The organism is Aerococcus sp. L_32, assembly GCF_050689315.1.
Genome location: NZ_JBOEQF010000156.1, coordinates 1 through 5,004, shown reverse-complemented (window position 1 = coordinate 5,004; position 5,004 = coordinate 1). Strand labels below are relative to the sequence as shown.

At 37.8% G+C, this 5,004-nt stretch carries 4 protein-coding genes and 1 pseudogene; 3 read left to right on the top strand and 2 right to left on the bottom strand.

Annotated features, from left to right (window positions below; genetic code table 11):
• Window positions 1-1,309, top strand: a 1,309-nt coding sequence (locus tag ACRCJ0_RS09365; protein WP_431390276.1) for an FAD-dependent oxidoreductase, incomplete at its 5' end; no start/stop codon positions are given.
• Between the two features lie 74 nt (window positions 1,310-1,383).
• Window positions 1,384-2,088, top strand: coding sequence for an MIP/aquaporin family protein (locus ACRCJ0_RS09360; protein WP_431390275.1), 705 nt, complete (start codon window positions 1,384-1,386; stop codon window positions 2,086-2,088).
• A 68-nt stretch (window positions 2,089-2,156) separates the two neighbouring features.
• Here the strand turns inward: ACRCJ0_RS09360 and ACRCJ0_RS09355 are convergent, their stop codons facing one another.
• Window positions 2,157-2,717 carry an N-acetyltransferase family protein gene (locus ACRCJ0_RS09355; protein ID WP_431390274.1) on the bottom strand — a complete coding sequence of 187 codons (561 nt, stop codon included), beginning with the start codon at window positions 2,715-2,717 and terminating at the stop codon, window positions 2,157-2,159.
• A gap of 495 nt (window positions 2,718-3,212) precedes the next feature.
• Here ACRCJ0_RS09355 and ACRCJ0_RS09350 point away from each other — a divergent pair, with 495 nt between their 5' ends.
• Complete coding sequence (locus ACRCJ0_RS09350) at window positions 3,213-4,283, top strand: tyrosine-type recombinase/integrase (protein ID WP_431390273.1); 1,071 nt, start codon at window positions 3,213-3,215, stop codon at window positions 4,281-4,283.
• 186 nt (window positions 4,284-4,469) lie between these two features.
• Here the strand turns inward: ACRCJ0_RS09350 and ACRCJ0_RS09345 are convergent.
• A pseudogene (locus ACRCJ0_RS09345) lies at window positions 4,470-5,004 on the bottom strand (ATP-grasp domain-containing protein); the annotation flags it as partial.

Genomic DNA, 5,004 nt, shown 5'->3' with positions numbered 1-5,004 from the left:
TTTAGTAATTGAAAATATCAAACAAGCAAACGATGATGGTGCTGATTTATTAAGTCACGCAAAAGTTGTTGGTTTTGAATATGAAAATGACAAAATTGTGGCTGTTAAAGTTGAAGATTTACTATCTGGTGAAACGTTTACTGTGAAATCTCACGTTGTGATCAACACGACTGGTCCTTGGTCAGATACAATCCGTCAATTAGATGGGTCTGATGAGAAACCAGCGCAAATGCGTCCAACAAAAGGTGTGCATTTTGTCGTAGATAAATCTAAATTGACAGTGTCGCAACCAATTTACTTTGACACAGGCGAACAAGATGGACGTATGGTCTTTGTTTTACCTCGTGAAAATAAAACCTACTTTGGTACAACAGATACTGACTACACAGGTGACTTTGAACACCCAACAGTGACTCAAGAAGACGTTGATTACCTATTACGTGTTGTCAACCACCGCTTCCCGAATGCCAACTTATCTATCAATGATATCGAAGCTTCATGGGCAGGGTTACGTCCCTTAATCGATTCAAATAATGCTTCTGACTACAATGGTGGTGACGCAGGTCGTTTATCAGAACGTACATTTGATGAATTAGTGACTTTATTCGATGGCTACAGCAAAGATAAAGTTGAACGTAGCGTGGTTGAAGACAAGTTACAAGATTTAGGTTCTAATACTTCTGAACGTGGTGATGGAAACCCATCAAGCGTATCACGTGGCTCAGACTTATCTATTTCTGACTCAGGATTATTTACACTAGCTGGTGGTAAAATCACTGACTATCGTAAGATGGCTAAAGGAGCAATGGAAAAAGTAATCCCTGCTGTAGCTGACCTTACTGGTAAAAACTATGATTTAGTACAGTCATCGACTTACCCAGTATCTGGTGGTCAATTTGATCCTAATAGCTATGAAACGGCTATGGAAAAATTTGCAAATGTGGGAGTAGCTCGTGGTTTAACTTATGGTCAATCACTTAATTTAGCTAAGTTATATGGTTCAAATATGAACCGTGTAGTAGCTCACTTACCAGTAGCCAAAGAATACGCAGCGAAATACAACTATCCAGTAGATATTGCAGTCAGTTTAATCTATGCATTAGAAGAAGAAGGGGTATATACACCATTAGACTTCTTCGCACGTCGTACAACATTAATGTTATTCCAACACGACAAGATGCTTGAAGTGAAAGATGCTGTAAGCCAAACAATCGTTGACTACTTTGAATTAGACCAAGCCAGCGCAGACCAACAAACAGCCGCTTTAGATGCTGAAATTGCAAAAGCAGAATTACAATATTTAAAATAAAACATTGTTGGGAGGTGCGGCATTCGCCACACTTCCCATATTAGATGATAAATAAAAACACAGGAGGTTTTAATATGGATGGATTTATTGGTGAATTAATTGGTACTTTTTTACTGGTCTTATTAGGGTGTGGGGTTAATGCTGGTGTAAACTTAAGTAAATCAAATGCCAAAGAAGGTGGATGGATTGTCATTACTATGGGTTGGGCTTTAGCCGTTACAATCGGTGTATACGCTTCTGGTTTCTTATCAGCGGCCCACTTAAACCCAGCCGTTACAATCGCATTTGCTGTAAATGGTTCATTTGCTTGGGCTGAAGTTGTGCCTTATATCGCTGGTCAAATGATTGGGGCGATTTTAGGTGCTGTGACAGTTTGGTTAGCTTACCATGAGCAATTTGAAGCAACTAACGAAGAAGGTTCAATCTTAGGTACCTTCGCAACTGGTCCGCAAGTTGAAAGTCCTGTATGGAACTTGATGACTGAAATCATCGGTACTGCAGTATTAGTGATCGGTGTTATGGCCTTAGGTGCAAACCAAATTTCAGACGGTTTAAACCCGATGATCGTTGGTATCATAGTAGGGGCGGTAGGTCTATCACTAGGTGGTCCTACAGGATACGCAATCAACCCAGCACGTGACTTAGGGCCTCGTATTGCCCATGCCTTCTTACCAATTTCAGGTAAGGGTGGTTCAAACTGGGGCTACGCTTGGGTTCCAATTGTAGGTCCTATCATTGGTGCAATCATTGCAGCCTTAGTATATAACTTGGTATTATAATATAATTTAAAGTATAGAAAAAAACCAGAACATTTGTTCTGGTTTTTTTGTTTGGTTATTTTTACATTTTAAACAAGAGGGCGAATATCTTTTTCCAGGTAGAAAACATCTAGCCATTGGTCGAATTTGTAACCCATGTTCTTACAGACACCGAATTGTTCAAAGCCATGTTTCTTGTGGAATTTTAACGATGATTCGTTGGTTCCTGTGACTTGTGACACGAGTTTGTAGATATCAGGGTAATTGTCGATGACTTCTTGTTCTAGCGCTTGATATAAGCGACTACCAATGCCTTTAGCCTTAACATGAGCATCTAAATAGATAGAAATCTCTTTAGAAGGTCGGTAGCCTTCATAGGCACCAGCGTCAGAGGTGTAAGCAAAACCGATGACTTGGCCATCATAATCAGCCACTAGAAAGGGATTGATCCCAATACGTTCAGTAATTTGTTGTTCTTTTAACGAAACGTCAGTTAGGGCGATTCTAAAAGAAATGGTAGTATTTTGAATGTAATAATTGTAGATAGCAGTTAACTGAGCTGCATCAGCAAGTTCAGCAGGACGGATGAGCACTTGATCATTTTCTATAGTATCTATTGTCATTTCAGTATGAGATAAAGGGTCTGTCATAAAAAATCTTCCTAACATTTTAGTTTAATACCATCATATCACTAGGGATTAAAAGAGGCTAATACAAAATATTGTCAACGAATGATAGGTAGAAGGCATCATAAATTGGACATAGAGATTTGGTATTTAAAATGCATATTGCTTTAAATAATATATGTTATGTAAACTAATAGACATAGACGGATATCTATAAAGATACTCATGACTATACAGACGGTTTCTAATGCATTTTGGCTTAGTTTATATGGATTAATGCTCATAGACTGTTTTAGATTTATCATAAGCTATCTTACAAAGTATGATTCTATTGTTTTGCTATTCACTTCAATTACTATACTTTATAGCGCTAACTTTCTACAATTAATTGATTCATCGACTTATTATTATAAATATCAGCAAATCCAGTCAACTTCTTTATTTATTTCATACTATCAATCTATGATTTAGAACGTATGTTTGGTATAATTATTTTTAGTATTTGAAGGAGTTTTATATATGGACACTTACTTTGATAAGGAATCTTTCTACGAACTATACGCCGACTATCTATCACAGAAGCAATCCAGCACTAAGGAAAGCTATTTGAAGAACATCAAACCATTCTTTATTTATCTGGAAAAACAAGCTATCATGCATCCGACTTATCACGACATTGAACGCTATTTTGACGATTTAATCAATCATCCAAGTAAGACCTACATCTTAATCAATGATATAGATTATGATGAGGTCTCTGAGGAGCAACGTCGTGCACTGGACCAGTTTCGCTACAAAGATCGGACCATTAAGTCATACCGTAATATGCTCAACCAGTTCTTTAAATGGTTAGAACGAGAAAATCTATATGAAAATATCGTTGCTAAAGCCAATAACAATATCCCTGTACCACATGGTCACGCTAAGGATGCACTGGATGTTGAGGACGTTGAAAAGTTGCTAGATTACCTTAAATCAACCACTGATACACTAATCGGTAAACGTAATTATGCACTTATATTACTAGCAGTTACTACTGGACTTAGGACTATTGAACTCAGTAGAGCCAATTTTGAAGACGTGCAACGACGCGGTTTGAACACGGTAATCTACGTACAAGGTAAAGGTCGCCGTGAAAAAGATGAGTTCGTCATAATCCCCCGTAAAACCAAGGAAGTTGTACGAGATTATACACGCTTCCGTGAGGACCAAGGCATCATGATTAACACTGACTTAGCGCCTTTGTTCGCTTCGCACGGGAATCGTAATAAAAGTGGTCGTATGTCAGCTCGGTCAATTTCTAGAGTGATCGCGAATGCCTATGAATCTGTTGGGATTCATTCATCTAAAATTACGCCACATTCACTGAGGCATACCGCTGCAACCTTAAGTTTAATTAACGGCGGTAACTTACGGGAAACACAGAAAATGCTACGACATTCTAGTGTTCGAACGACCGAAATCTACGCCCAAGATTTAAATGAAGACTTGAATACTTCTAGTCAGTTGATTGAAGATCTTATTGACCAATCAAGAATTCTCAAAGATTTAGAAGATAAAGGCAAAGATAACAATTTGCGCAATCCCTAATTAGTAATCACAAAAGCCCCCTCTCTTAATCATAAAGGTGGGGGCTATTACTGAAAAAATTGAATATATGATGGAATTACTCTTTATGAAACGCTAGGGTATTTGTTTGCTATTTAAATTCCCTTCTATGTCCGCTAAGGGTAATTAGCAGACATAGAAAGTATATTCATTTGCTATACTCTTTGTTTATATTTTCGCTAATAAGTCGCCAAGATATTCAGCTAGTGCTAACATGCCAAATTTTTGTGCAACTTCTTCAGCGTCTGCATTGTAATTAGTATTGGTGTTGATGTCGTAAGCCCACTTCTGTCCATCTGCCGTTTCAATAAATTCTACTGCTGCTACCTGGATGTTTTCAGCTTTTAAGAAGTTTTCAATCTTATGAATTTCTTCTTTGTTTAATATCCCGTCAACGATTTGGAATTTATCTGGTGAAGATTGGACCTGCCCTTCAATTGGAATTTGGCAGTTATCTGCTGGGCACAATTCAAAACCGTCTGAAGAATCGATGCTGACAACATAATGAAATTTACCACCAATAAATTCTGACCGATACACCCTACCATTTACTGGCTTAACGTAGGCTTGAAGTAAGCTAATTCCATCAACTGAATCTTCAAAGAAATCACTATTAACATAGTCTTCTAGCTCTTCAATTCGGTCAAATAGGTTTACTCCAAGCCCTTTACCTGCCCGGTTGTGTTTAATAATAAATGGGAAA